This is a genomic window from Parasedimentitalea psychrophila, assembly GCF_030285785.1.
Taxonomy (GTDB): Bacteria; Pseudomonadota; Alphaproteobacteria; order Rhodobacterales; family Rhodobacteraceae; genus Parasedimentitalea; species Parasedimentitalea psychrophila.
Genome location: NZ_CP127247.1, coordinates 3366585 through 3389370 on the forward strand (window position 1 = coordinate 3366585; position 22786 = coordinate 3389370).

The window sequence follows — 22786 nt, forward strand, 5'->3', positions numbered from 1 at the left end:
AAAGGAAGAAATGTCAAAGCAGGCTCCGGAGGTGTTTTGATCCGGCGCGAGGATCCGGGGCAACGGCGGGCTGGAGGGGGTGCTTTGCCGCCGATCGAGCCGCAAAAACGCTGGCGGCAAGGCCACGGGTTTCGGCCTCGAGATCATTTAGACCAAGGGTGGCTGCAGTGCCGTCTCTGGTTTCGATGGCATCCGTAATTTGGCTGTGCAGTGAGATGATTTTCTCTCGGGACCGGGCCGAGAAGGTGATGATATTCATCAGCGGCTGCATGGCTTCAATCGACCCGGCCAGTTGGTACGACAGAACCGGATTGTCGGCGCCATCGACCAGGGCGCGGTGAAATGCGACATCAGACTCGCAAAAGGATTCATCAGTCAGGCTTGGTCGGCTTTGCCGCAGTATTTCGGCGCGCATGGTGGCCAGTTGATCGGGGGTGCGGCGCAGAGCGGACAGGGGGGCGCAGGCGCGTTCCAGCGCATATCGGGCCTCACAGGCGGTATCAAAGCTGACCGCATTCATCGATAGTAACAAGGTGGAGGTGGTGACATGATCAGAATACGCCTCTTCGAAGCTGATCCGATTGACAAAAGCGCCGCCAGTCGCGCCGCGTTGTGTTCGGATCAGGGATTTGGCGGCCAATCGTTTCAGAGCTTCGCGAACTGTAGGTCGCGAAACCTGAAAGTAGTCGGCCAATTCGGCCTCTGAGGGTAACCGTTGGTCAATGATCAGGTCGCCGGCAACAATCGAGTCCCTTATGGCCTTGGCAATCTGAGCCGAGAGGTTGGCTGAGCTGTTGGGGTCGATCTTCATTGTCATATCCTGATGTGGCGTCAGTTGCGCGGAGACATTTTTCATTTGTCTGACATTTAAAAGTCTGACATTTAAAACGCAAGCGTTGAGTCGAAAGTATCTGACGTGGTTCCCTCGCAATCCAGTAGCTGAGCAAGACAGAGAGAAAATAATGGCATTGATTTCACCATCGCGGCGTTTGCGCAGAACACCCTTCTCGGAAGGTGTCGAAGCAGCCGGCGTAAAAGCCTACACTGTCTACAACCACATGTTGCTACCAACTGTGTTTGAAAGTGTTGAAGCGGATTACCACCACTTAAAGAAGAACGTGCAGATATGGGATGTGTCGTGTGAACGGCAGGTGGAACTGCGAGGCCCGGATGCCGGGCGCCTGATGCAGATGCTTACGCCTCGCGACCTGCGGGGCATGCTGCCGGGGCAATGTTTCTATATTCCAATTGTCGATGAGACGGGTGGAATGTTGAACGATCCCGTAGCGGTGAAGCTGGCGGAGGACCGGTGGTGGATCTCTATCGCCGATAGTGATCTGCTTTACTGGGTCAAGGGCGTTGCCAATGGTTGGCGGTTGGATGTGCTGGTGGATGAACCGGATGTGTCACCGCTGGCGATACAGGGCCCGAAAGCTGAAGAGCTTTTGGAGCGGGTATTTGGCAGCAGCATTCGCAATATCCGCTTTTTCCGGTTTGGTGTGTTTCAGTTTCAGGGGCGCGATCTGGTCATTGCGCGTTCGGGATATTCTAAACAAGGCGGTTTTGAGATCTACGTTGAAGACAGTGAAATTGGCATGCCTCTTTGGAACAAGCTGTTTGAGGCAGGTGAGGATTTGGACGTACGGGCTGGGTGTCCTAATCTGATTGAGCGGATTGAAGGTGGGTTGTTGAGTTTTGGCAATGACATGACCGATGATAACACACCTCATGAGTGCGGGTTGGGCAGGTTTTGCGATACTCACACAGCGATTGGCTGCATCGGGCGCGACGCTTTGTTGCGGGTCGCAAAAGAGGGGCCGGTTCAGCAGATCCGACCACTTTCCATTAGCGGAGAACCTGTCCCCGCCTGCACCGAGTACTGGCCGCTTTATGCGTCAGGTAAGCGGGTAGGGCGAGTGTCCTCCGCCGCTTGGTCGCCTGATTTTCGAACGAATGTCGCAATCGGCATGGTTCGCATGACCCATTGGGACGCAGGTACCAAGCTTGAAGTTGAAACGCCTGTCGGCATGCGCGCGGCCACTGTGCGCGACAAATTTTGGATCTGAAGGAGAACATAATGTTCAACGCATTGGTTGTGAATAGGGACGAAGAGAGCAAAAAAACCTCGGCGGCTGTGGAGCAGATCAGTCTGGATCAACTGCCCGATGGCGAGGTGACGGTGGCAGTGGAGTATTCCACTGTGAACTATAAGGATGGTCTGTGCATCGGCCCCGGCGGCGGACTGGTGCGCAAATATCCGCATGTGCCGGGAATTGATTTTGCCGGTACCGTCGAGACGAGTTCGGATGATCGCTATAAGCCGGGCGATAAGGTGGTGTCGACCGGTTGGCGGGTTGGCGAGGCGCATTGGGGCGGCTATTCGCAAAAGGCCAATGTCAAAGCGGATTGGCTGGTGCCATTGCCCGAGGGATTGGACTGCCGTCAGGCGATGGCAGTGGGCACCGCCGGATTTACCGCCATGTTGGCGGTGATGGCGCTGGAGGATCATGGTCTGGAACCGGGTCACGGTCCGGTGCTGGTGACCGGCGCTGCCGGCGGTGTGGGCTCGGTTGCCTCGGCGATTTTGGCAAATCTTGGCTATGAGGTGGCGGGGGTCACCGGTCGCCCTGAAACGGCGGAATACCTGACCTCGCTGGGGGTGAGCCAGATTGTGGCGCGGGAGGATTTGAATGAAACCGTAAAGCGGCCACTGGAAGCGGAAAGCTGGGCTGGCTGTGTGGATGCTGTTGGCGGTGCCATGCTGGCGCGGGTGCTGGGGCAGATGAAATACGGCGCATCGGTTGCGGCTGTGGGTCTGGCTGGCGGTGCAGGGCTGCCGACTACGGTCATTCCGTTCCTGCTGCGCGGTGTGAACCTTTTGGGCATCGACAGCGTGATGCAGCCCTATGACAACCGGCTGCGGGCCTGGACGCGGATTGCCGCGGATCTGCCGATGGACAAACTAGAGGCCATGATCCAACCGGCGCGGCTGAGTGATCTGCCCAAGTTGGGGGCGGATATTCTTAACGGTCAGATCAAGGGGCGGGTTGTGGTTGACGTAAACGCCTGAGTTTCAAACCCTGCCGTTGGCGACTATTCCGGCCAGCGCGACGATGTCCTGTCACGCTGGCCACTGTTTTTGACCGGGCATGCCCATCCAGACCTGACGTCAGTTTTTGCCAGCGCTGCCGGACCTTGACCTGAGCTGCCAATCGCGGCAGAGATTCTTCAACAGAACGGGGAGTTACCATGTCATTGGATCTTGAATTCGCACGCAGCCAGTTTCCAGCCTTTGCAGAGCCTAGCCTGCAGGGGCAGGCATTTTTTGAGAACGCGGGCGGATCTTATACTTGTCAGTCAGTGATTGACCGGCTGACCCGATTTTATACCCAACGTAAGGTGCAGCCCTACGCGCCTTATGAGGCCTCAATACTCGGTGGCGCCGAGATGGATGAAGCCCGCCAGCGTCTGGCGGCGATGATGGGGGTTGAGAGTGATGAGCTGAGCTTTGGCCCCTCAACGACACAGAATACCTATGTTTTGTCACAGGCGTTCAGGACGTTTGTCGGACCGGGTGAGGCCATCATCGTGACCAATCAGGATCACGAGGCGAACTCGGGGCCCTGGCGCCGCCTGGCGGAGAGCGGCATTGAGGTCCGGGAATGGCAGATCGACCCGCAATCGGGAAAATTGCATCTGGCGGATCTGGCAAAGCTGTTGGACGAAAAGGTGCGTTTGGTTTGTTTTCCGCATTGCTCAAATGTGGTTGGTGAGATTAATCCGGTGGCCGAGATCACCGCGATGGCCCATTCTGCGGGGGCTTTTGTCTGTGTGGACGGGGTGTCTTATGCGCCGCATGGGCTGCCGAATGTTGCTGAGCTGGGCGCCGATATATATCTGTTTTCCGCTTACAAGACCTATGGTCCACATCAGGGGGTGATGGTTGTCCGCCGGGCCTTGTCAGAATTACTGCCCAATCAGGCACATTATTTCAACGGTGACGTGGGCTATAAACGCTTTACCCCGGCCGGACCCGATCACGCTCAAGTGGCGGCCTGCGCAGGGATTGCCGATTACATCGACATGTTATGTGACCACCATGGTGGCCCGCAAACAGACCCGGCATTGCGGGCGGCTTTTGTGCATGACCTGATGCGGGCGCATGAGGTCAAGCTGCTGCAACCGCTGTTGGATGCAGTCAAGGATCGCAATGATGTTCGCTTGATCGGCCCTGCCGACGCTGCGGTTCGGGCGCCGACCGTTGCGCTGCAACTTAAGGTGGCAGCAGAGCCGGTTGCCGCACAGCTGGCCGAAATGGGGATTATGGCAGGCGGCGGCGATTTTTATGCCGTGCGTGCATTGAAGGCTCTGGGCATTGATCCCGCTGCCGGTGTTCTGCGCCTGAGCTTTACCCATTACACCTCTGAGGCTGAAATTGAAAAACTGCTGTCGGCGCTTGATTACGTGCTCTGACCGCGCAGCTGCAGCCTAAGGAGGCAAACGCGTCTGGGGCCAGGTTTCTTGCCTGAGTTCCATTCGCGCCCTAGCTTCTCCCTATGAACATGGGGGAAGAGAATGCCATTCACATCCACCGACGGCCAGTCGGGCCTACCTCGGTATTTCATCGCTGTCTTCGACAAGCTGCGCGGAATTAAAGCCGGTCAATTGAAGATCCAGCTGCCGGATGGGCGCGTCTTTTTAGCCAAAGGCGCGCTGCCCGGACCCCGCGCTGATTTACATATTCACAATGCCGATGTGTTTGCCAGATTGATCCGCGAAGGGGAACTGGGGTTCTGTGACGCCTATCTTGACGATTGGTGGAGCAGTTCAGATCTGCAGGCGTTTATGGATCTTATCCATATGGGCAGCGACACGTTATACGACAATTTTCCGGGGCTGAGACTGGTGCGCGCCTATGAGAATTTCCGGTTTTGGTTGCATCGAAACAACCGCAGGCAGGCCCGCAAGAACATCTCGTCCCACTATGATCTCGGCAATGAATTCTATCGCGTCTGGCTGGACGAAACGATGACCTATTCGAGCGCGTTGTTTGTCACCGGACTAGAAAGCCTGCAGCAGGCGCAGCAGGCCAAATACCAATCCGTGGTGGATCAGATGGGGGTCAAGCCAGGCGATCAAATTCTTGAAATCGGATGTGGCTGGGGCGGCTTTGCCGAATATGCAGCCCGCGAGCATGGGCTGCGGGTGACCGGGTTGACCATCAGTCAGCAGCAGTTCGATTTTGCGGTTCAGCGCATCGAAAAGGCGGGGCTAACGGATCTGGTCGAGCTTCGCATGCAGGATTATCGCGACTGTGATGGGCAGTTCGATGGTGTTGCCTCGATTGAAATGTTCGAAGCGGTGGGGGAGCAATATTGGCCAGCGTATTTCCATGCGGTGCGCGACCGCCTGAAGCCCGGTGCACGGGCCACTTTGCAGATCATCACCATCGCCGACAAGCGGTGGAACATATACCGCAAAGGCATTGGCTTCATTCAGAAATACATATTTCCGGGTGGGATGCTGCCCTGTCCGCGGGTGCTTCTCCAACAGATCGACCAGGCGGGCCTGAGCGTGGTTCAGAGCAAGGAATTTGGCGCCAGTTACGACCGGACATTGCGCTTATGGAGCGCGACGTTTAACGCCCGTTGGCAGCAGATCACCGGCATGGGATTTGACGATAGATTTCGACGGATGTGGAATTTTTATCTAACCTCTTGCGCCGCGTCATTTAAAACGGGAACCTGTGACGTAACGCAAATCACAGTTTCACATCGCTAGACGGATTTAATCCTTATGCCCACCGGAGCCAAACTGACGGCGGCCCTTTGCCTCGCCCTCCTTGCCTTTATTCTGTCAGAAGAGATCAAACCGCTGATGCCTGAAGGCACCAGTTTTGACAACTTTACCTATCTGAATATGGCGATCGGTCTGGTGGTCGGTTGGGTGGTGATGGGCAAACGCGCAGGTCGGGGCACGGTGCCGGCCATCAACAATGGTATCAGCGGTGTCGCCGTCATGTTGTTCTGGGGGCTGTTTATCTACGGCGCCGACGAGATGTTCCGATTGGCGATGCGCAACCGCTATGATGGGCCATTTGAAGCCTTGTCACAAATTTTTGTGATTGGCTTGGATTACGCCACTGTCATTTTTGTTCCGCAGGTTATAGCGACTGTGCTGATCGGCGCCCTTGTGTCGGGGCTGGTAACTGAAAGCGCCAGCCGCCGCTGGCGATAATTTCGTATTCATATAAAAGGGTTACTGGACGTGGTTGATCTGTTTTTCTATGGAACATTGTGCTATCCACGCTTGCTGGAACTGGTGCTGGGCCGGTCGGGCGCGGCGCTGGATGTATCGCAGGCCGAGCTTGCCGGGCACGGGGCTTTTGCGGTGCGGGGGCAGATTTTCCCAGCCATCGAAGAACGAATAGATCATGTTACGCAGGGCGTCTTGGTGCGCGGCCTGTCGCAAGATGATCTCGCCGCGTTGAATTTCTATGAGGGTGGATTTGACTACGACCTGAAAGATGTGGTGGTGCAAACTGAGGACGGCGAGCAGGCCGCCGCTCAGGTCTATTTCCCGCAACCCGGCTTGTGGCAAACTGCTGAGCTCTGGGACTTGCAGGAGTGGATCACCGATTGGGGGGCCCTGACCCTGCGGGCGGCGCAAGAAGTAATGTCTTATCAGGGGCGCATGTCCGCGGCAGAGGTGGCCAAGAGCTTTCCCTCAATTCGGATCCGGGCTGCGGCCTGGCTGGCCGCACAGGCAAGGGCCGGCGACCCTGCGCGCGACCTGAGCAAAGATGTGGTCGTGCATAACCACCGGCGCGCACATCTCAACTTCTTTGCCATGGATGAGGTGGACCTGCAGTACCGTCGCTACGATGGCAGCCTGAGCCCGGTGATAAACCGGAGTGCGGCGCTGGTTGGCCGGGCCTCTGTGGTTCTTCCCTATGATCCGGTGCGTGACGAGGTGCTGTTGATTGAGCAATTTCGCGCCGCCACCTACATCGCCGGCGAACAGCGCCCCTGGATGTGGGAGCCGGTGGCTGGGTTGATTGATCCCGGTGAGAGCGCCGAGCAGGCGGCGCACCGCGAGGCGATGGAGGAGGCGGGGGTCACACTGTCGGCGCTGGAGCCGGTGGCGCAGGTCTATCCGTCGAGCGGCGCATCCGGTGAATTCATTCACATTTTTGTGGGAATCAGCGATCTGACAACGCGACAGGCCGGCGGCGGGCTGGCATCAGAGGGCGAGGATATTCGCTGCAAGCTGATCGGCTTTGACGCGTTGATGGCCGCAGTGGACGCCCAGTCCTATTTGGATATGCCGCTGGTAACCGCGGCGTTATGGTTGGCCAGACACCGGCAAAGGTTGCGGCAAAGGTTGCGGCAGGGATGACCCCGGTGTGTTCTTTCCTTGAGCTCGCCCCGGGCCTTGGTTACATCTTAGGCAATTGATCGAAAGGGAAACCATGCGCATCGCACGTGATCTGGCTGACGCCATAGGCCACACACCGCTAATTCGTCTGAACCGCGTCAGTGACGAGACCGGCTGTGAGATTCTGGGCAAAGCCGAATTCATGAACCCAGGCCAGTCGGTGAAAGACCGCGCTGCCCTGTATATCATCAAGGATGCCATTGCCCGTGGCGATCTGAAACCCGGCGGCACGATTGTTGAAGGCACCGCTGGCAATACCGGCATTGGCCTGGCGCTGGTTGGCGCTTCGATGGGGTTCAAGACGGTCATTGTCATCCCTGAGACGCAGTCCGAAGAGAAAAAGGACATGTTGCGTCTGGCCGGGGCTCGGCTGGTGCAGGTTCCCGCCGCGCCCTATCGCAACCCCAACAACTTTGTGCGCTATTCCGAGCGCCTGGCGGCCGAGTTGGCAAAGACCGAGCCCAACGGGGCGATCTGGGCCAATCAGTTCGACAACGTCGCCAATAAACAGGCGCATCTGGAAACCACCGGGCCGGAAATCTGGGAACAGACCAATGGCGAGGTGGATGGCTTTGTTTGTGCGGTAGGCTCAGGCGGAACGCTGGTTGGCGTTGCCGAAGCGCTGCAGCCTAAGGGCGTCAAAATGGGATTGGCCGACCCGATGGGGGCCGGATTGTATTCCTATTACACCACCGGTGAGATGGTGATGGAAGGCAGTTCCATTGCCGAGGGCATCGGTCAGGTGCGGATCACCAAAAACCTGGAAGGTTTTACGCCCGATTTCTCGTATCAGGTGCCAGACGACGAAGCGGTGCCCTATATCTTTGACTTGCTGCATGACGAGGGGCTGGTGCTTGGTGGCTCTTCTGGGATCAACATAGCTGGGGCCGTGCGTATGGCCAAGGATATGGGCAAGGGGCATACTATTGTCACCGTGCTGGCCGACTATGGCACCCGCTACCAGTCAAAACTGTTCAACCCGGAATTCCTGCGCGAGAAAAACCTGCCAGTGCCGGATTGGATGACCCATACCCCTGCCTCCATCCCGGGTGTATTCGAAGACACATGAGGCAGATGATGCAGATCCTCCGGCTTTTCCTTGCGGTGCTTTGTTTTGCTGTTTGGGGCGCTGGGGGGGCTGAGGCACAATTATCGTCAACAGAACGGGACTATTATCAGGCCTGGCTCAAAACCGCTGAGCGGGCAGAACTGGTGATAGACAAAAACCGTGCGTCTTCAGCGTCGCTCGAGGTGCTGCGACAGAAAATTGCAGAAAATAGAGAAGAGTTTGCCAAAGCACGGGACAACAACGCGGATCGCATCGTTACGCTGACGTCCCAGCTCAGCGCCCTTGGGCCAGCGCCCGGCGAGGGGGTGGTCGAAGATGGCGATATTGCCGCCCTGCGATCCTCGCTGAATGATCAGCTGAACGCACTGCGGGTGCCGCGTGTGGTGTCAGAAGAGGCCCACAATCGCGCCAACGGTTTGATCTCGGAAATCGACCGCATCATTCGCAAACGTCAGACCAAGGCGTTGTTGCAGCGCGGCCCATCACCGCTGAACCCCGAGCATTGGCCGCAGGCCATGCGCGAGGTATCTGCCGCCATCACCGCTATCTGGAACGAGACCTTATTGCAGGTCCACAACGATACAACACGTGAAAATCTGCAAAACAAACTTCCTGTTATTCTCGGCCTGATCCTTGTGGGCGGGTTGCTGGTGCTGCGGGGGCGGGTCTGGGCCCGTCTGGTTGGCGACTATCTGCGCCAATTCGGCATAAAGGACACCGGCGTATGGAGCTTTCTGGTGTCCCTTGTGCAAGCCTTTTTGCCGCTTGTAGGGGTCACCCTTCTGACACAGGCCATTTCGGTGTCCGGGGTGCTGGGGGTGCGGGGGTCTCTGATACTTGAGACGGTTCCCGGCTGGGCCGCGATCCTGTTGGCTTTCAATTGGCTGGGACAGCACGTGCTGGCCCCCGCTGATCAGAATGCGCTGGTACCAATTTCGCAAATGCAGCAGCGTGAATTACGCCTATTGATCGTCCTGGTTGCAGTAATGCTGGTCCTGCGGGATCTCATCGTTCAAGTTGATCAGGTGGAAAACCTGTCACAGATCACCCGGTCCGTGGTTGCTTTTCCAATTATCCTGACCACCTCTCTGCTCCTTTTCCGGGTGCAGCGGCTTGGCTTGAGACGTTCTCAGGCCCCCAAGGGCAACAGTGAGGCAGGGGGAACCGGGGGCGCTGCGGGAGCAAATAAACTTGTTGGAGGCATCCGGCGTGCGGTCTATCTGTTTGGTATTCTGGCCCCGGTTCTTGCGGTTTTTGGCTATATTCACGCCGCAGAGGCGATCATCTATCCGGTTGCAATAACCCTGTTTGTGATGTCCGCCGCCCTGATTTTTCAGCGCTTTATTGGGGCCATCTATGCCCTGGTCACCCGAAACCCCGAGGCGGCACAGGATTCCCTGTTTTCGGTGCTGGTTGGATTTGGCCTGGCGATCCTGACGGTGCCGGTCTTGGCGCTGGTCTGGGGTGCGAGGGTGGCGGATCTGACCGAGCTGTGGGCCAGGTTCATGGATGGGTTTCAACTGGGTGGCTCCCGCATCTCTCCCAGTTCCTTTTTGATGTTTGCCGTTGTTTTTGCGGTTGGATATGTCGCAACCCGTATGGTGCAGAGCAGCCTGCGTAATTCACTGTTGCCGAAAACCAACCTGGATCCGGGCGGTCAGAATGCGATTGTATCGGGCACCGGCTATCTGGGGGTATTCCTCGCTGCCGTGGTGGCAATTTCCTGGGCCGGGCTGGATCTCTCGTCACTGGCAATTGTTGCAGGGGCTTTGTCTGTTGGTATTGGTTTCGGCTTGCAGACGGTGGTTTCGAATTTCGTCTCTGGCATCATCCTGTTGGTTGAACGGCCGATTTCAAAAGGCGACTGGATCGAAGTCGGAGGGCTGATGGGATATGTTCGCGATATCTCGGTGCGCTCAACCCGGATTGAGACGTTTGACCGTACCGATGTGATCATACCAAACTCGGATCTGATCACCGGCACGGTCACCAATTACACCCGGGGCAATACCGTGGGCCGAGTTATCGTGCCGGTTGGGGTGGCCTATGGCACTGATCCACGGCGCATTCAAAAGATCCTGTTGGAAATCGCCACGGCCCATCCGATGGTACTGATGAACCCGGAACCCAGCGTGGTTTTTCAGGGTTTTGGCGCAGACAGTCTGGATTTTGAAATCCGGGCGATCCTGCGCGATGTGAACTGGGTGCTGTCTGTTCGGTCTGATTTGAACTTTGAAATATCCCGCCGATTTACCGAAGAAGACATCGAGATCCCGTTTGCACAGCGCGACTTGTGGATCCGCAATCCTGAAGCGTTAACTGAGGTGAGGCGCCCGCCGCAACACAGTGCGCCACCCACCCATTTTGAACATCCAGACCAAAGCGATCTAGCAGACCCTGAGGGCGATAATGATTACTGATCCACTGTTCCAAAATGACGCCTATCTGCGAGAAACCACCGGCCGGGTTTTGGCCCACACAGATCAAGGCGGTGTGGTTTTAGACCGGGCGCTGTTCTACCCCACAGGCGGCGGCCAGCCTGGCGATGGCGGCGGGCTCAGCTGGCAGGGCGGCGCCTGTACCATCGCAACGACGGTCAAGGGCGAGGGCGGCGCCATCGTTTTGGTGCCTGCCGAGGGACAGGCATTGCCGCCGATCGGCAGCGACGTGAACCAGCAGCTCGATTGGGGGCGTCGGTTTGGCCATATGCGGGTGCACACGGCGCTACACCTGCTGTCGGTGGTGATTCCGCTGCCGGTCAGTGGCGGTTCTATTGGTGCTGAAAAGGGGCGGCTTGATTTCAATATGCCCGAGGCACCGGCGGATAAGGCCGCTTTGCAGGCACAGTTGCAGGACTTGATCGACCGCGATTTACCGATCACCGAACAGTGGATCACCGAGGCTGAGCTGCAGGCCAATCCCCAACTGGTCAAAACCATGTCGGTGTCGCCGCCCAAAGGTGCGGGCCGGGTGCGCTTGGTGCGCATCGGCTCTGGTGACTTGCAGGTCGACTTGCAGCCCTGTGGCGGAACCCATGTGAAACGCACTGGCGAAATCGGTAAAATTCGTCTGGGAAAAGTGGAAAAGAAGGGCAAATTGAACCGCCGCGTCTACCTGCATCTGGAGGACTGAATTAATCGGGCACTGGCTGGATTTTTTCCGAGGTTGGCTCTTGCATTCTAACCGCGCATCGGTCAAATACCGCGCAGTGGACAGGTGGCCGAGTGGTCGAAGGCGCACGCCTGGAAAGTGTGTAGGCGGGAGACCGTCTCCAGGGTTCGAATCCCTGTCTGTCCGCCACCTTACCTTTTTGATGAGTTTAGCTGGGTCGCCTTGAGCGGCCTTTTCCTTTTGTACCCTGGGGTTTAGTCGCGCTACTCGTTTGCATTGAGTTTCTTTCGGTTATGACTAAATTCGTTCCGTGAGTGGTACAAAATGTTGTATTTTCGGAATGGCCCTATCTGGCAAGTTGACCAAGAAGCTGGTTGAGAACCTAAGCGCTGGGCGTCACGGCGCTGGATTGTGCGTGTGGAGGTCAAAGGCCGGAAGAACAAAAAGGGAGCTCCACTTCGCACCGATTTTGGTTTGGGGGGCGCGGATATTGTGACGCTCAATCAAGCGCGGGACCGGGCGCTGGAATATCGCCGCATGGCCAAGCAAGGGCTGAACCCCCGTTTTGATGCGCGGCAAGAGGCGCCAGCGTTCTATGCGGATTTGAACACACGAAAGGCGATGGCGGCAAAGGCGCTGATGTGTACCTGCCTCACTGGATCGCGAACAGGCGAAGCCCTTGGGCTACGCTGGTAAGAGATCGATTTCGAAGAGCGTCTGTGGACCTGCCCGCCTGAACGTATGAAAACTGGCGAGGCGCACCGCGTTCCGCTGACAGATGAAATGCTGGCGATTAGCGAACCACTGAAAGCGCTGAAGTCCGATTACATGTTTGAAGGGCAAAAGCGGCACAAGCCAATTTCAAATATGTGATGTTGATGCTGTTGCGCCGGATGAACATCGAGGGGGTCACGGTACACGGCTTTCGGTCGACATTCCGGGACTAGGCCTCTGAAATGTCCAACTCATTCGTCTCGCCGTAAGCGAGGAAAGCATCGAGGAAAGGGTGCAGGCCATCAAGAATGTAAAACATGACGTGGTGGCGTGGCAGATCGATATGCTGTCCGGTGAACATGGCACCTGTTGGACCTCGGATCCAAACAATGCTGAATTTGTTCAGTGGGTTGCAAAATCTTCGGCCCAGAGACACGAGGCGTCCTTTGAATTTTTGCAGACTACCCGACGTTATGAAGACAAGAATAATGACAAGCTCAACATCGCTGAACATTTTGGAGAACTGATCTGGCTGTCCATTCAGGATAAAAATTTTGAAGGCGTCCAAACGGATAGGGGGATACTGCAACAAGTTCGTGATGACGCGAAAGAGTCCGGAGTACGCGGCGCCAGAGACAGGGATACCCTTAGGGAAATCTGGGGCACGTATCGTGGCGTAGTCCACTTGGGCAGGGCCATTGACTTGTGTGAAAACTATTCGGGACAGAAATGGGACGTACTTGATTTGGCTGAGCTATTTCGTAAGGGCCTAAGTGAAAACTATCCGAAAGGCACATCTCAACCCTATGTCTCTCCGGATGACCAAATTTCTTTTGTATATTTATCAAAGCTCTCGGGTCCCCGATTTCGAGATCCGGGACTGCCTTTCTATGTAGATTAGGGGGCATTCATTCGTTGCAACTCAAGGCAACGAAAGGAAAACCAACGGTGCCCAATCTTTTTGAAAATGATCGCTGCTACCTCCTGGGCGATCCAGATCTCGATATTATCGGTGATCGTGAAAAGCTTGCCCAGTGGCGGCATAAGATGAGGGGCCCAGCCTTCTACCGCCTTGGCCGCGAGATTACTTATCACGGCTCTGACCTGAATGATTGGGGCGAGGCGAGCCGCGTTGATCCTGCTTTGAGGGGGCCACTCCAATGGTCGCCCCAATTGTTAAATCGCAGAGCGCGCATCCGTGCGGTCATCCCCTCTTTGGCGATCAGGTTGCTTTGCCCCTTCAGAATGAGCAGTGCGATGTTTTAGATTTTGCCGCCATTCGGCGCGGGGCCTGGGGGAGGCATCGAATGTCTAAGACCTCCCAAAATTCAGGTGCCGATCCAGGGGACTTGTTTTTTGTTTTCGTACTGAGGCCGACACCGCACCTCTGGCCAGGAAACGCCAGCTGAAGAAAGGCAATCCGGCTAGGCGCCCCACCACACCGCAAATGGTATCTCGGTTTCTTTCCATTGACGAGGTTGCCCAACGCTATGGTGTGTCGCACGCAACGGTTTGGCGTTGGGTAAAGAATAACAAGCACTTTCTGGCCCCAATCAAGTTGTCCCCTGGCACAAGTCGCTGGTCAAACAAAGTCGCGATAGTGGTGTGGCTAAGCGGTAGCAGTATGTCCCAGAAAAACTGCAAGGGGCCCGCGCGGTCAATTCGCGCAGCCTCAAGCAATTCATCCGAGATGGTCAGGAAAACTGCTGGAACAGGAAATTTGCAGTGGCTGATGCGATCAGCGGCACCGTCAGGCCAGCATGGGTATTCAGCATCCCCATCTCCACCACAACATCAAATGTCGGCGGAATGCGGAACAACTTGGAGCGCCATCTTTACTCTCGCGTCAATTTCAGGCCCAACCGAGACGTTGATCTTGTTGAGTGGCAGCCGATTTGTTGGTATTCGATCCGGCCACTCACGGGAAAAAGAGACTGGTTGGCATCAGTCTGAGACCGCCCCAATGGACGCTATTCATCTCACCTTCGTCGGCCTAAGCGTGATACCTGGAAAGGTTGTACCTTGCGATGGGCAATGTGACGTGGTTGGGTGCATACAGTCAGCCACTTGATCATACTTTAGGGAATTTTGTCGTCACCCGATCCGCTTTGAATAATCGCGCTTTAAGGCGCCGGTTGGCGGACCATGCTCTCCTTTCTGTCGCTGCAGTGATAATGGGGGGGCCGCTTTTGTTGCTCATTTTTGCGGCGACTCAGACTGGCGGTTTGGGTGCCACAACATCGGCCCCGCAAATGTCGTTGCTGTCAGGGTTGAAAAATAATCTGGAGCAGCTATCAAATTTGAGCGGCCCTGGGCATGCAAATCCAACGGCATTGGATATGACTGCCAACTCGGCGATTATCGCCACCGGTGTGGCTGTTCTTGCTGTAGTGGTGGGTTTCCTTGCCGCCTACGCGATGACCTTTTTGTTGCGTCGAGGTGTGCAGTTTTGGTTCTCACTGACGCTTCTGACGCTCTATTTTCCGATTGAAGCGCGGATGTTGCAGACATTCGATGTCGCTGTGCAGCTTGGCTTGATAAATTCGCTCACCGGTTTAGTTATGCCAATTTTACCTCTGGCGCTGTCGACGTTTATTTTTCGCCAGCACATGAAAACGCTGCCGCCAGAGTTGTTGGAGGCGGCCCGTCTTGACGGGGTTGGCCCCATTGGTTTCCTGCGTGATTTTGTTCTGCCGCTGTCGCTGGTGCCCATTGGTGCGGTGCTCGCCATTTCTTTCCTGATCGGGTGGAATCAGTATTTGTGGCCACTGATGATCTCAATTGACAACACCCATTTCCCACTGATGCGAGGGTTCAACTTGGCGGGTGCCGGATCAGGGCCGAGCATGGTTCTGGCCACGATTTCAGTGTTGCCGCCATTGCTGCTGATCATTGGATATATGCGGCTGATGTCGCGGGCGACGGCAGTTCACCTTTAGCGTTTGATTCAGTCCTGCGCAGACATGTAGGTCGCCAGCTGCGACGCGAGATCGGTCATGATAACTGTTACCCCCGCGTCCAAGAGTTGACCCCAAACGGCATCTGGATCTGACAATGCGCGCGTATCGGACAACCCACAGCAATGTACAGGATCCAGCGTAAAGGTCGAGATGGCCATGTCATTTCCAGCAATAAGACAGGCCTCGCTGAGTTGCCCCAAATCATCAAACCACACCTCGGCTGCGGCAACGTCTGCTTTTGTTAAGTCGCGAATATGACCTAAGCCGGTCCTGGGAAGCACCACTTTCGCCATCACCATCACGCCAAAGCGCTGCTGAAGAGAAAGTAGTTTTTCAATATCTGCAGATGTTCTGGTGTCAATCTTGAGAGATCCCATGTGCTGCTGTTCTGACTGGGCCAGAAAATGCGCGACGGCTTCGATTTCCGCCGGATATTTCACATCAATATCGAAAAAGGCCCTTGGGCTTGCAGCGAGCAGAGCGTCAGACAAAGTCGGAAGCTGCTCGTCAGTCGGACTGGCATCTGGTCCCCCCAGGCCCTCGTACAGATATTGGGCCACCAGTGTCGTATGGTCGGTGTCGCGCGGCCGCATTGCCTTGCCTGCGGTCCGGACAAGGTTGGGGTCATGAATGACCACGGGCACACCGTCGCGGGCTATCTGTGTATCAATCTCGATAATGTCATAATTGCCAGCGGCAGAAATTGCCGCCAGCGAATTTTCAGGCGCGGGCCCCCAAAGCCCGCGATGGGTTGAAATCATCGCGGGCCTGCTGCGTTGGCGCCAACGCTGGCGAAAGGCCTCAGCCGGGGTTACGGGCATGGGCGACTATAGCCGCCTGCCGGTTGTGGAGTGGAAGAAATGGGCATCATCCGGGCGGAAGTTGATGACGGCCTGGCCTGTGGGCACAGGCAGTTCGGCATCCAGCGCAACGGTGATATTTTGACCACCTACAATCCCGTGAACAAGCCGTGTTGCACCCAGTTCTTCAACAATTGTCACCTCGATGGATGCCCCACTGCCACTTTGCGATATCTGGATCCGCTCGGGACGCAGCCCCAGTTGCACGTCACCGCGAAGGGATGTCTGCACAGGCAAAACCTGGTCGCCCAATTGGGCGCCCGCATCGGTGAGTGTGGCTGGCAGCAAATTCATCGGTGGCGCACCGATAAAGCTGGCGACAAAGGTGGAATCGGGACGCGAGTAGACTTCAGCCGGGGTGCCGACCTGTTCGATCAGGCCATGGTTCAGCACAACGATCCGGTCTGCCAGCGTCATCGCTTCGACTTGATCATGGGTCACATAGACCGCAGCGGTCTTCAGGCGTCGCTGCAAGTTTTTGATTTCCAATCGCATCTGGTTGCGCAGTTTGGCGTCCAGATTTGAGAGAGGCTCGTCGAAAAGAAAAATCGCCGGATCGCGAACGATAGCCCGCCCCATAGCAACCCTCTGGCGCTGTCCACCGGACAGTTGGCTGGGTTTGCGGTCAAGGAAGTCCGATATCTGCAACAGCTTGCCCGCTGCGTCGACCTTGCTGTCAATTTCGGATTTTGACGTGCCCCGGTTTTTCAAACCATAGGCAAGGTTTTGGCGGACCGTCATATGCGGATAAAGCGCATAGTTCTGAAACACCATTGCGATGTTGCGCTCCGCCGGTTCCAGATCATTGACAACCCGACCGGACAGCTCAATCTCGCCACTTGTGATGTCTTCCAAACCTGCCACCATACGCAGCAGTGTTGATTTGCCGCAGCCCGATGGTCCGACGAAAACGACGAGTTCACCATCCCCGACTTCGACCGAGACGCCTTTGACGGCTTCCGCTCCGTTGGGATAACGTTTAAAAACGTCCTTGATACGTAGAGTGGTCATTTTTCGTTCTCCACCAAGCCTTTGATAAACATGCGCTGGAAGATGATGATCACCAACGCAGGAGGCAACATTGCCAGCATCGCCATCGCAAGGGCTTCGTTATATTTGGGAATGTCGGCACCGATCATGATCTGCATGATCTGTTTGATGCCGCGTACAAGTGTGAAATAGCTCTCATCCGTTGTCATCAGCGTAGGCCACAGATACTGGTTCCAGCCAACAACGAACATGATGATGAAGATTGCAGCCATCATTGTCTTCGACAATGGCAGAAGTATATCGAAGAAGAACTGCATCGGTCCGGCTCCGTCAACGCGGGCCGCTTCAACAAGTTCATTCGGAATCGATTTAAAGAACTGCCGGAAAAAGAATGTACCCGTAGCCGAGGCGATGAGGGGCACGATTAAGCCGGTGTAAGAGTTCAACAGTCCAAGCTGTTGGACCACCTCATAGGACGGCAGAATGCGAACCTCCAGCGGCAGCAGCAGGGTCAGAAAGATGACCCAAAAGCAGAAGGTCGCGGCGCGAAAGCGGAAATAGACAATGGCGTAAGCCGCCAGCATCGAGACCACGATTTTACCAAGAGCAAAACCAACGCCGAGGATCAGACTGTTCTGCGTCATCAGCCAGCCGGTGACTTCGCCGGTAAATCCGCCCTGTTGGGTCAGGACGGTGCTGTATGTTTCAATAAACTTACCGCCCCAGCCCACTTGCATCCCTTCTTTGTGGATCAATACGTGGTCAAAAGTCGAAGTCATGAACGCCACCACCAGCGGCCCCATCATCAAGAAGACGCCGAGCAGCAGGACGACGTGATCGTATATTTTTGTGCGTAGCATTCTAAAACCCTAGTTATAGTGCACGCGTTTCTCGATCAGACGGAACTGTACAATTGTCAGCACCAGAACGAGAAGCATGAGGATGACCGATTGGGCCGACGAGCCGCCCAGATCGTTGCCACGGAAGCCGTCGCGATAAACTTTGTAAACCAGTGTTACCGGCGAATTGCCGGGCTGGTCCTTGACGATCAGGTCGATCATGCCAAAGGTTTCGAACATCGCATATGCGATATTGAGGATCAGCAAAAAGAACGTAGTGGGTGCCAGCAATGGGAAGGTGATTGTCCAAAAGCGCCGGTTCTGCGAACTGCAGTCAATCGAGGCGGCCTCTTTGACTGACTTCGGGATCGATTGAAGGCCAGACAAGAAAAAGATGAAATTATAGGGGATCTGCTTCCAGGTCGCCACGATAATCATCGTGATACCGGTATCCCAATAGTTCACACCAATTCGATAATCCCATCCAAAAATGGCGGCGAAATCGACCAGCGGGCCGATATGCTGATCAAACAGCATGACACCAATCAATCCGGCAACTGGCGGCGCGATGGCATAGACCCACATCAACAGGGTCTTGTATGTCGACTTGCCGCGCAAAACGCGGTCTGCAGAGACGGCCAGCATCAGGCCGATGGACAGCGACAGCAATGAAACCAAGAGCACAAAAATCCCGGTGAAAATTGCCGTGCGTCGGTAATCGGAGGCTGACAGCGCGTCTCGATAGTTATCCAGACCTACAAAGGTGCCAGTCCCGAAAAATGGATCTTCCAAGTAAAACGATGATCGAACCGCCTCGGCGGCAGGCCACAAAAAGAAGATCGCAATTATCAGCATCTGCGGCGCTAGCAACAGATAGGGCATCCATGGGCTGCCAAATTGAGCCTTATTCATTCCATACTTCCCCTAAAGAAGTCCGAGGCGCGGTCACGCCTCGGACCAATAGTATTCAAGCTATATCAGTTCGAGGTTTTTGCGAACCGTGCCAACAACTTGTTTCCTTCAGTCTCGATCACGTCAAAGGCTGAATCGACGTCAGTTTCACCGGCAAAAATGCGGCCGAACTCACGGTTCATCACGTCACGGATCTGCACGTAGAACCCCATGCGATAGCCCTTGGAGAACTCACCCGACGGCAGCGAAAGCTGCAGGATGCCGACTTCGGCCTGCGGTTTCTCGTCGTAGTAACCCTGCTCTTTGGCCATTTCATAGGCCGCAGAAGTGATCGGCACATAGCCGGTCGACTTGTGCCAGAAAAGCTGGGTATCGGCTGACGAAAGGAACTTGAAGAACTGTGCCGTAGCCAAGTTTTCTTCATCCGAATGGCCCGTCAGTGCGAACAGCGCTGCGCCGCCAATGAAGGTCGCCTTTGGCTCGGTTGTGATCGATTCCCAATATGGCAGGTAAGTCGCGCTAAACTCGAAATCGACCGAATTCAGCATACCGCCGAACGACCCGGACGAACCAAGCCACATGGCGACTTCGGAATTCTCGAATGGGGTCTGATTGTCACCCCAGCCAGCGCCATAGAAACCATACCAACCCTTGTCGAGCCAACCTTTGGCTGCGGTGAAGTGAGACTTGATGGCGTCGTTGTTCACCAAGATCTTAGTTCCGTCCGACCCATCAAATCCGTTGTTGTTGGTGGCGAATGGAATGTTATGGCGAGAATGGAAATTCTCGGTCCAGATCCAAGGCGAATGCGATTGCGACAGAGGAATGTATCCGGCGTCTACAAGCTTCGGAGCGATCTGTTCGAATTCTTCCCAGGTCTTGGGTGGCGTGACGCCAGCTTTTTCCAAAGCTCCCACGTTGTAATAGAGGATTGGCGTGGACGAGTTGAACGGCATCCCAACCATTTTGCCTTCGCTGTCCGCATAGAAGTACCGCACGCCGGAAATGTAATCGTTGGCGTCGAAGTCGATGCCTGCTTCCTTGATCAGGTCCTCGGCTGGAATTACAGCACCTTTCGCCCCGATGATCGTTGCGGCACCAGCGTCAAATACCTGAACGATATTTGGCTGTTCGCCACCACGGAATGCTGCGATGACAGACGTCAGTGTGTCTTCATACCCGCCCTTGTAGACAGGCGTCAGAACAACGTCTGACTGCGATGCGTTGAATTTTTCGGCGATGGCGTTGACGGTCTCGCCAAGCTGGCCGCCATGGGCGTGCCACCATTCAATTTCGGTCTGGGCATAGACTGGGGCCGCAACCAGTGCCGCCGCGAACGTAGTTGATAGTGCTATTTTCTTCATAGTCATTCTCCTTAAGTTAAATAAAGATCTACGTGCTTCCTAATAGCCAGAACATGACAGCTATATGTCTAAGTCCCAAATAAAAAATACTTTTTTCAGTTGGGGGGGTAAGACATCCCTTGTCAGCCGCCAATGAGACGAGAAAACCAATGCGAATTATTCACATTTCAGATTTTCACTTGCGCGACCCGGGATGTTCAGAGAATGCAGCCCAGCATGCCAGTTTTCTGGCCGCCTGCCTTCGAGAGCTCGCTAAAAGATTTCCCGACACGGCCTATTGCGTGGTGACTGGGGACTTGGCGGACGATGGCGAACCCGCGGCTTATCGTTGGTTGAGAGATCAACTGGAAAGCTTGCCGTTTCCCACTATCCCACTGCTTGGAAATCACGATGACCGTGACGCTTTCTTGCGGGAATTTGGCGACCAAGGCAGCGACCAGAATGGCTTCGTCCAAAGCGAAGTGAACACCGCAGACGCAAAATTGATATTCTTGGATACGGTCAAATCCGGGTCGGATGCAGGCACACTTTGCGAAGCAAGGCTGAATTGGCTAAAGACGTGCCTGCAGACTTCCGGAGATCAACCCGTCTTGCTGTTCATGCACCACCCCCCATGCAAGATAGGTGACCCAATCATGGATCCGATCATGTTGGACAACGCGGAGGCGTTTGAGCAAGTTCTACAACAGGCAGGAAACGTCAAACATATTTTTTTCGGGCATGTTCATCGCAGCATTTTTGTGAACTGGAAGGGGCTGCCTACGACCAGCCTGCGGGGGCCGCAGTCCTACGCTGAAGGATCGCAGACGAAATATTCTATGACGGCCTGTATTGTTGATCTGGAGGGGGAAGCCCTGCAAATAACAACGGTTACCCTGAGCCAAGCCTCTGAAGCGTCTCAGTTGCAAGGTGAATATCCGCTGGAAACCCGCATCACAGTCCGGTGATTTTTGGAGAACAGATAGGACTGTGATGGGCTGCTACCGGTGGTCAAAGTTTCATACAGTTGGCGTAGAAGGTTACCGTGGCAGGCCAGTCGGAAAATATGCCCTTGATACCGACCTGCTGGGTCAACACATCAAGGGTGGTGTAGATATCGCCGTCCCCGGTTAGGGCGCCAAGGGTTGATTGGTAGTAGTATTTGCCTCGGCCATCCAGAACGTCTTCACGAAGGCGGCCAGAGCGTTCAAGGGTCCAGGTGATAATGTCGAGATTGGCAGTCTGTGCGGACAGGGCATAGTCCGAGGGGGTGATCTGGCCGTCTTCCTCTTTCAGCAGCACCCATTGCGGTGGGGCAACCGTGGTGATGCCCATATTGGCGATTTGTTGGAGCGTGGGGGCATGAGTATCGGATGGGTTGCTGGCGTCGTATTTGCGGCCATCAAGAAAAATGGCGTTTCTGCCAAATTCTGGTGCGGTCTTTAGCCAGTAAAGCAAGTCGTCGGGGTTGAAAGATTGGGGGTGAACATCTTGTGCAGGGATGCCTGCTGCTATGTATTCATCGATCATTTTTTGGGCAAAGCCGGCTTGCGTTAAAACCTCGCCGGTGATCGGCGAAGTAAACGGCATGTCAACGGCCGGTGCCTTCAATTCGGGGATGAATTCGACGCCGAGGCTTTGTAATAGTGTGATGCTTTGCGCGTGGGACATCAGAGTGCCTCCCGTGGCGTAGAGATCGGTGCGCCAAGGGACAGTGCCGTTCATGAATGCTTCGGGCGTGGTCGCGGCGCGATTACCCGCGTCCATTTTGCCTTTCAGTGAGAGGAATTCCGCAAGCGTGAGCTCGCTGGTGCGGCAGATGGCACTGGCCGGTTCATCAATGCTGCCGTCGGCGTTCAAGGTGGCAGGCGTGAACGGCTTGATGCAGGTGGCGGCAAGCGGTGTGGCGAGAATGTTCGTACTGGTAGCCAGATCGCCCTGTGAGTGGCGGCAGACCAGCGCCAGATCGGAGGTGAAAGTGACATCACATTCGATGATACCGGCGCCCATGCGGGCGGCTGCCTGATAAGATTCGCGCGTATGCTCTGGGAACTGCAGCGGTGCGCCGCGGTGGCCTATGGAGAAGTTTGTGCGGGAGAACGGTCCATTGGCGCATGAGCGGAGTTTGGATCTGAGCTGGCCGTCAGGCATCTTGTCGATGAGATAGAAGGGGCGGGGCCCAAGCTGGATTTTGGTGGGCTCAGAGGCATGGCCGACGGAGGTAAATAAGATTACAGCACTAAGTGCTATAGGGAATATTTGCATGGTATACCGCCGTTTGAAATTGCCTGATACAGGTAACAGATCAGCAAATGTAGTCGACATTCCCCAAGGAACGGGGCCTACTTGCAAGATTAGGTGCTCCAAGGTGCTGTGGCAACGGTTTTGGCATTCATCACAGTGGTGAATTAGCCCTCAGAGTTTCATGCCTTCGTTATTCGTGAGACAAAATAATTATGCCTCGGAGAATTTTGTATCTTACGCACCCGCAAGTATTGGTCGATCCTGCAAAAAAATCCGCAATTGGTCGCTGAGTAACTTAGGGCAACGC

21 protein-coding genes, 1 tRNA gene and 1 pseudogene are annotated in these 22786 nt (G+C 55.5%); 15 read left to right on the forward strand and 8 right to left on the reverse strand.

Annotated elements, in window-relative coordinates:
- Positions 1 to 13: 13 nt before the first annotated feature.
- Entirely contained in the window at positions 14 to 811 is a 798-nt protein-coding gene (locus tag QPJ95_RS16415) for a FadR/GntR family transcriptional regulator (RefSeq protein ID WP_270917221.1), read from the reverse strand.
- A 151-nt stretch (positions 812 to 962) separates the two neighbouring features.
- Here QPJ95_RS16415 and QPJ95_RS16420 point away from each other — a divergent pair, with 151 nt between their 5' ends.
- The 13 genes from QPJ95_RS16420 (at position 963) to QPJ95_RS16480 (ending at position 13597) form a co-directional block, all read left to right on the forward strand.
- Positions 963 to 2066, forward strand: a complete 1104-nt coding sequence (locus tag QPJ95_RS16420) for a dimethylsulfoniopropionate demethylase (RefSeq protein ID WP_270917222.1) — start codon at positions 963 to 965, stop codon at positions 2064 to 2066.
- Positions 2067 to 2077: 11 nt separating this feature from the next.
- A complete protein-coding gene (gene acuI, locus QPJ95_RS16425) occupies positions 2078 to 3070 on the forward strand; it encodes an acryloyl-CoA reductase (RefSeq protein ID WP_270917184.1) in 993 nt (330 codons plus the stop codon).
- 179 nt (positions 3071 to 3249) lie between these two features.
- A complete protein-coding gene (locus tag QPJ95_RS16430) occupies positions 3250 to 4473 on the forward strand; it encodes an aminotransferase class V-fold PLP-dependent enzyme (protein WP_270917185.1) in 1224 nt (407 codons plus the stop codon).
- A gap of 102 nt (positions 4474 to 4575) precedes the next feature.
- Positions 4576 to 5781, forward strand: coding sequence for an SAM-dependent methyltransferase (locus QPJ95_RS16435; protein WP_270917186.1), 1206 nt, complete (start codon positions 4576 to 4578; stop codon positions 5779 to 5781).
- 15 nt (positions 5782 to 5796) lie between these two features.
- Positions 5797 to 6237 carry a TrgA family protein gene (locus QPJ95_RS16440; protein ID WP_270917187.1) on the forward strand — a complete coding sequence of 147 codons (441 nt, stop codon included), beginning with the start codon at positions 5797 to 5799 and terminating at the stop codon, positions 6235 to 6237.
- A 30-nt stretch (positions 6238 to 6267) separates the two neighbouring features.
- On the forward strand, positions 6268 to 7398 hold the full coding sequence (locus QPJ95_RS16445; RefSeq protein ID WP_270917188.1) for an NUDIX domain-containing protein: 1131 nt from the start codon (positions 6268 to 6270) through the stop codon (positions 7396 to 7398).
- A gap of 73 nt (positions 7399 to 7471) precedes the next feature.
- Positions 7472 to 8506 carry a cysteine synthase A gene (locus QPJ95_RS16450; RefSeq protein WP_270917189.1) on the forward strand — a complete coding sequence of 345 codons (1035 nt, stop codon included), beginning with the start codon at positions 7472 to 7474 and terminating at the stop codon, positions 8504 to 8506.
- 5 nt (positions 8507 to 8511) lie between these two features.
- Positions 8512 to 10926 carry a DUF3772 domain-containing protein gene (locus QPJ95_RS16455; protein WP_270917190.1) on the forward strand — a complete coding sequence of 805 codons (2415 nt, stop codon included), beginning with the start codon at positions 8512 to 8514 and terminating at the stop codon, positions 10924 to 10926.
- Positions 10916 to 11638, forward strand: a complete 723-nt coding sequence (locus QPJ95_RS16460; protein ID WP_270917191.1) for an alanyl-tRNA editing protein — start codon at positions 10916 to 10918, stop codon at positions 11636 to 11638. Before QPJ95_RS16455 ends, QPJ95_RS16460 begins: the two co-directional genes overlap by 11 nt.
- Positions 11639 to 11716: 78 nt before the next feature.
- Positions 11717 to 11806, forward strand: a tRNA-Ser gene (locus QPJ95_RS16465).
- Positions 11807 to 12034: 228 nt separating this feature from the next.
- On the forward strand, positions 12035 to 12313 hold the full coding sequence (locus QPJ95_RS16470) for a hypothetical protein (RefSeq protein WP_270917192.1): 279 nt from the start codon (positions 12035 to 12037) through the stop codon (positions 12311 to 12313).
- 310 nt (positions 12314 to 12623) lie between these two features.
- Positions 12624 to 13232, forward strand: coding sequence for a hypothetical protein (locus tag QPJ95_RS16475; protein WP_270917193.1), 609 nt, complete (start codon positions 12624 to 12626; stop codon positions 13230 to 13232).
- A 14-nt stretch (positions 13233 to 13246) separates the two neighbouring features.
- Positions 13247 to 13597 (forward strand): hypothetical protein, encoded by a 351-nt coding sequence (locus QPJ95_RS16480; protein ID WP_270917194.1) that lies wholly within the window; start codon positions 13247 to 13249, stop codon positions 13595 to 13597.
- A gap of 318 nt (positions 13598 to 13915) precedes the next feature.
- Here the strand turns inward: QPJ95_RS16480 and QPJ95_RS16485 are convergent.
- Positions 13916 to 14145, reverse strand: a pseudogene (locus QPJ95_RS16485) (ABC transporter permease subunit); the annotation flags it as partial.
- Between the two features lie 213 nt (positions 14146 to 14358).
- Here QPJ95_RS16485 and QPJ95_RS16490 point away from each other — a divergent pair.
- Positions 14359 to 15270: a carbohydrate ABC transporter permease gene (locus tag QPJ95_RS16490; protein ID WP_270917195.1), complete on the forward strand. Its 912-nt coding sequence runs from the start codon at positions 14359 to 14361 to the stop codon at positions 15268 to 15270.
- Between the two features lie 8 nt (positions 15271 to 15278).
- On the opposite strand, the gene QPJ95_RS16495 is transcribed toward QPJ95_RS16490, so the two are convergent.
- The 5 genes from QPJ95_RS16495 to QPJ95_RS16515 form a co-directional block, all read right to left on the reverse strand.
- On the reverse strand, positions 15279 to 16052 hold the full coding sequence (locus QPJ95_RS16495; RefSeq protein WP_270917196.1) for a glycerophosphodiester phosphodiesterase family protein: 774 nt from the start codon (positions 16050 to 16052) through the stop codon (positions 15279 to 15281).
- Positions 16053 to 16118: 66 nt separating this feature from the next.
- Positions 16119 to 17162, reverse strand: a complete 1044-nt coding sequence (gene ugpC, locus QPJ95_RS16500) for a sn-glycerol-3-phosphate ABC transporter ATP-binding protein UgpC (RefSeq protein WP_270917197.1) — start codon at positions 17160 to 17162, stop codon at positions 16119 to 16121.
- The gene (gene ugpE, locus QPJ95_RS16505; RefSeq protein WP_270917198.1) at positions 17159 to 18001 is read right to left on the reverse strand and encodes a sn-glycerol-3-phosphate ABC transporter permease UgpE; all 843 of its coding nucleotides are present in this window, start codon (positions 17999 to 18001) and stop codon (positions 17159 to 17161) included. The genes ugpC and ugpE overlap by 4 nt, the downstream gene beginning before the upstream one ends.
- A gap of 9 nt (positions 18002 to 18010) precedes the next feature.
- A complete protein-coding gene (locus QPJ95_RS16510; RefSeq protein WP_270917199.1) occupies positions 18011 to 18892 on the reverse strand; it encodes an ABC transporter permease subunit in 882 nt (293 codons plus the stop codon).
- A gap of 65 nt (positions 18893 to 18957) precedes the next feature.
- The gene (locus QPJ95_RS16515; RefSeq protein ID WP_270917200.1) at positions 18958 to 20256 is read right to left on the reverse strand and encodes an extracellular solute-binding protein; all 1299 of its coding nucleotides are present in this window, start codon (positions 20254 to 20256) and stop codon (positions 18958 to 18960) included.
- A gap of 149 nt (positions 20257 to 20405) precedes the next feature.
- Between QPJ95_RS16515 and QPJ95_RS16520 the strand changes: the two genes are divergently transcribed.
- The gene (locus QPJ95_RS16520; protein ID WP_270917201.1) at positions 20406 to 21203 is read left to right on the forward strand and encodes a phosphodiesterase; all 798 of its coding nucleotides are present in this window, start codon (positions 20406 to 20408) and stop codon (positions 21201 to 21203) included.
- Positions 21204 to 21246: 43 nt separating this feature from the next.
- Here the strand turns inward: QPJ95_RS16520 and QPJ95_RS16525 are convergent, their stop codons facing one another.
- Positions 21247 to 22500 (reverse strand): glycerophosphodiester phosphodiesterase family protein, encoded by a 1254-nt coding sequence (locus QPJ95_RS16525; protein ID WP_270917202.1) that lies wholly within the window; start codon positions 22498 to 22500, stop codon positions 21247 to 21249.
- Positions 22501 to 22786: the final 286 nt, after the last annotated feature.

Excerpts from the sequence above, each read along its gene's own strand:
- QPJ95_RS16415 (WP_270917221.1), bottom strand. The coding sequence starts at position 811 with ATGAAGATCGACCCCAACAGCTCAGCCAACCTCTCGGCTCAGATTGCC.
- QPJ95_RS16420 (WP_270917222.1), top strand. The coding sequence starts at position 963 with ATGGCATTGATTTCACCATCGCGGCGTTTGCGCAGAACACCCTTCTCG.
- acuI (WP_270917184.1), top strand. The coding sequence starts at position 2,078 with ATGTTCAACGCATTGGTTGTGAATAGGGACGAAGAGAGCAAAAAAACC.
- QPJ95_RS16430 (WP_270917185.1), top strand. The coding sequence starts at position 3,250 with ATGTCATTGGATCTTGAATTCGCACGCAGCCAGTTTCCAGCCTTTGCA.
- QPJ95_RS16435 (WP_270917186.1), top strand. The coding sequence starts at position 4,576 with ATGCCATTCACATCCACCGACGGCCAGTCGGGCCTACCTCGGTATTTC.
- QPJ95_RS16440 (WP_270917187.1), top strand. The coding sequence starts at position 5,797 with ATGCCCACCGGAGCCAAACTGACGGCGGCCCTTTGCCTCGCCCTCCTT.
- QPJ95_RS16450 (WP_270917189.1), top strand. The coding sequence starts at position 7,472 with ATGCGCATCGCACGTGATCTGGCTGACGCCATAGGCCACACACCGCTA.
- QPJ95_RS16455 (WP_270917190.1), top strand. The coding sequence starts at position 8,512 with ATGATGCAGATCCTCCGGCTTTTCCTTGCGGTGCTTTGTTTTGCTGTT.
- QPJ95_RS16460 (WP_270917191.1), top strand. The coding sequence starts at position 10,916 with ATGATTACTGATCCACTGTTCCAAAATGACGCCTATCTGCGAGAAACC.
- QPJ95_RS16490 (WP_270917195.1), top strand. The coding sequence starts at position 14,359 with ATGGGCAATGTGACGTGGTTGGGTGCATACAGTCAGCCACTTGATCAT.
- QPJ95_RS16495 (WP_270917196.1), bottom strand. The coding sequence starts at position 16,052 with ATGATTTCAACCCATCGCGGGCTTTGGGGGCCCGCGCCTGAAAATTCG.
- ugpC (WP_270917197.1), bottom strand. The coding sequence starts at position 17,162 with ATGACCACTCTACGTATCAAGGACGTTTTTAAACGTTATCCCAACGGA.
- ugpE (WP_270917198.1), bottom strand. The coding sequence starts at position 18,001 with ATGCTACGCACAAAAATATACGATCACGTCGTCCTGCTGCTCGGCGTC.
- QPJ95_RS16510 (WP_270917199.1), bottom strand. The coding sequence starts at position 18,892 with ATGAATAAGGCTCAATTTGGCAGCCCATGGATGCCCTATCTGTTGCTA.
- QPJ95_RS16515 (WP_270917200.1), bottom strand. The coding sequence starts at position 20,256 with ATGAAGAAAATAGCACTATCAACTACGTTCGCGGCGGCACTGGTTGCG.
- QPJ95_RS16520 (WP_270917201.1), top strand. The coding sequence starts at position 20,406 with ATGCGAATTATTCACATTTCAGATTTTCACTTGCGCGACCCGGGATGT.
- QPJ95_RS16525 (WP_270917202.1), bottom strand. The coding sequence starts at position 22,500 with ATGCAAATATTCCCTATAGCACTTAGTGCTGTAATCTTATTTACCTCC.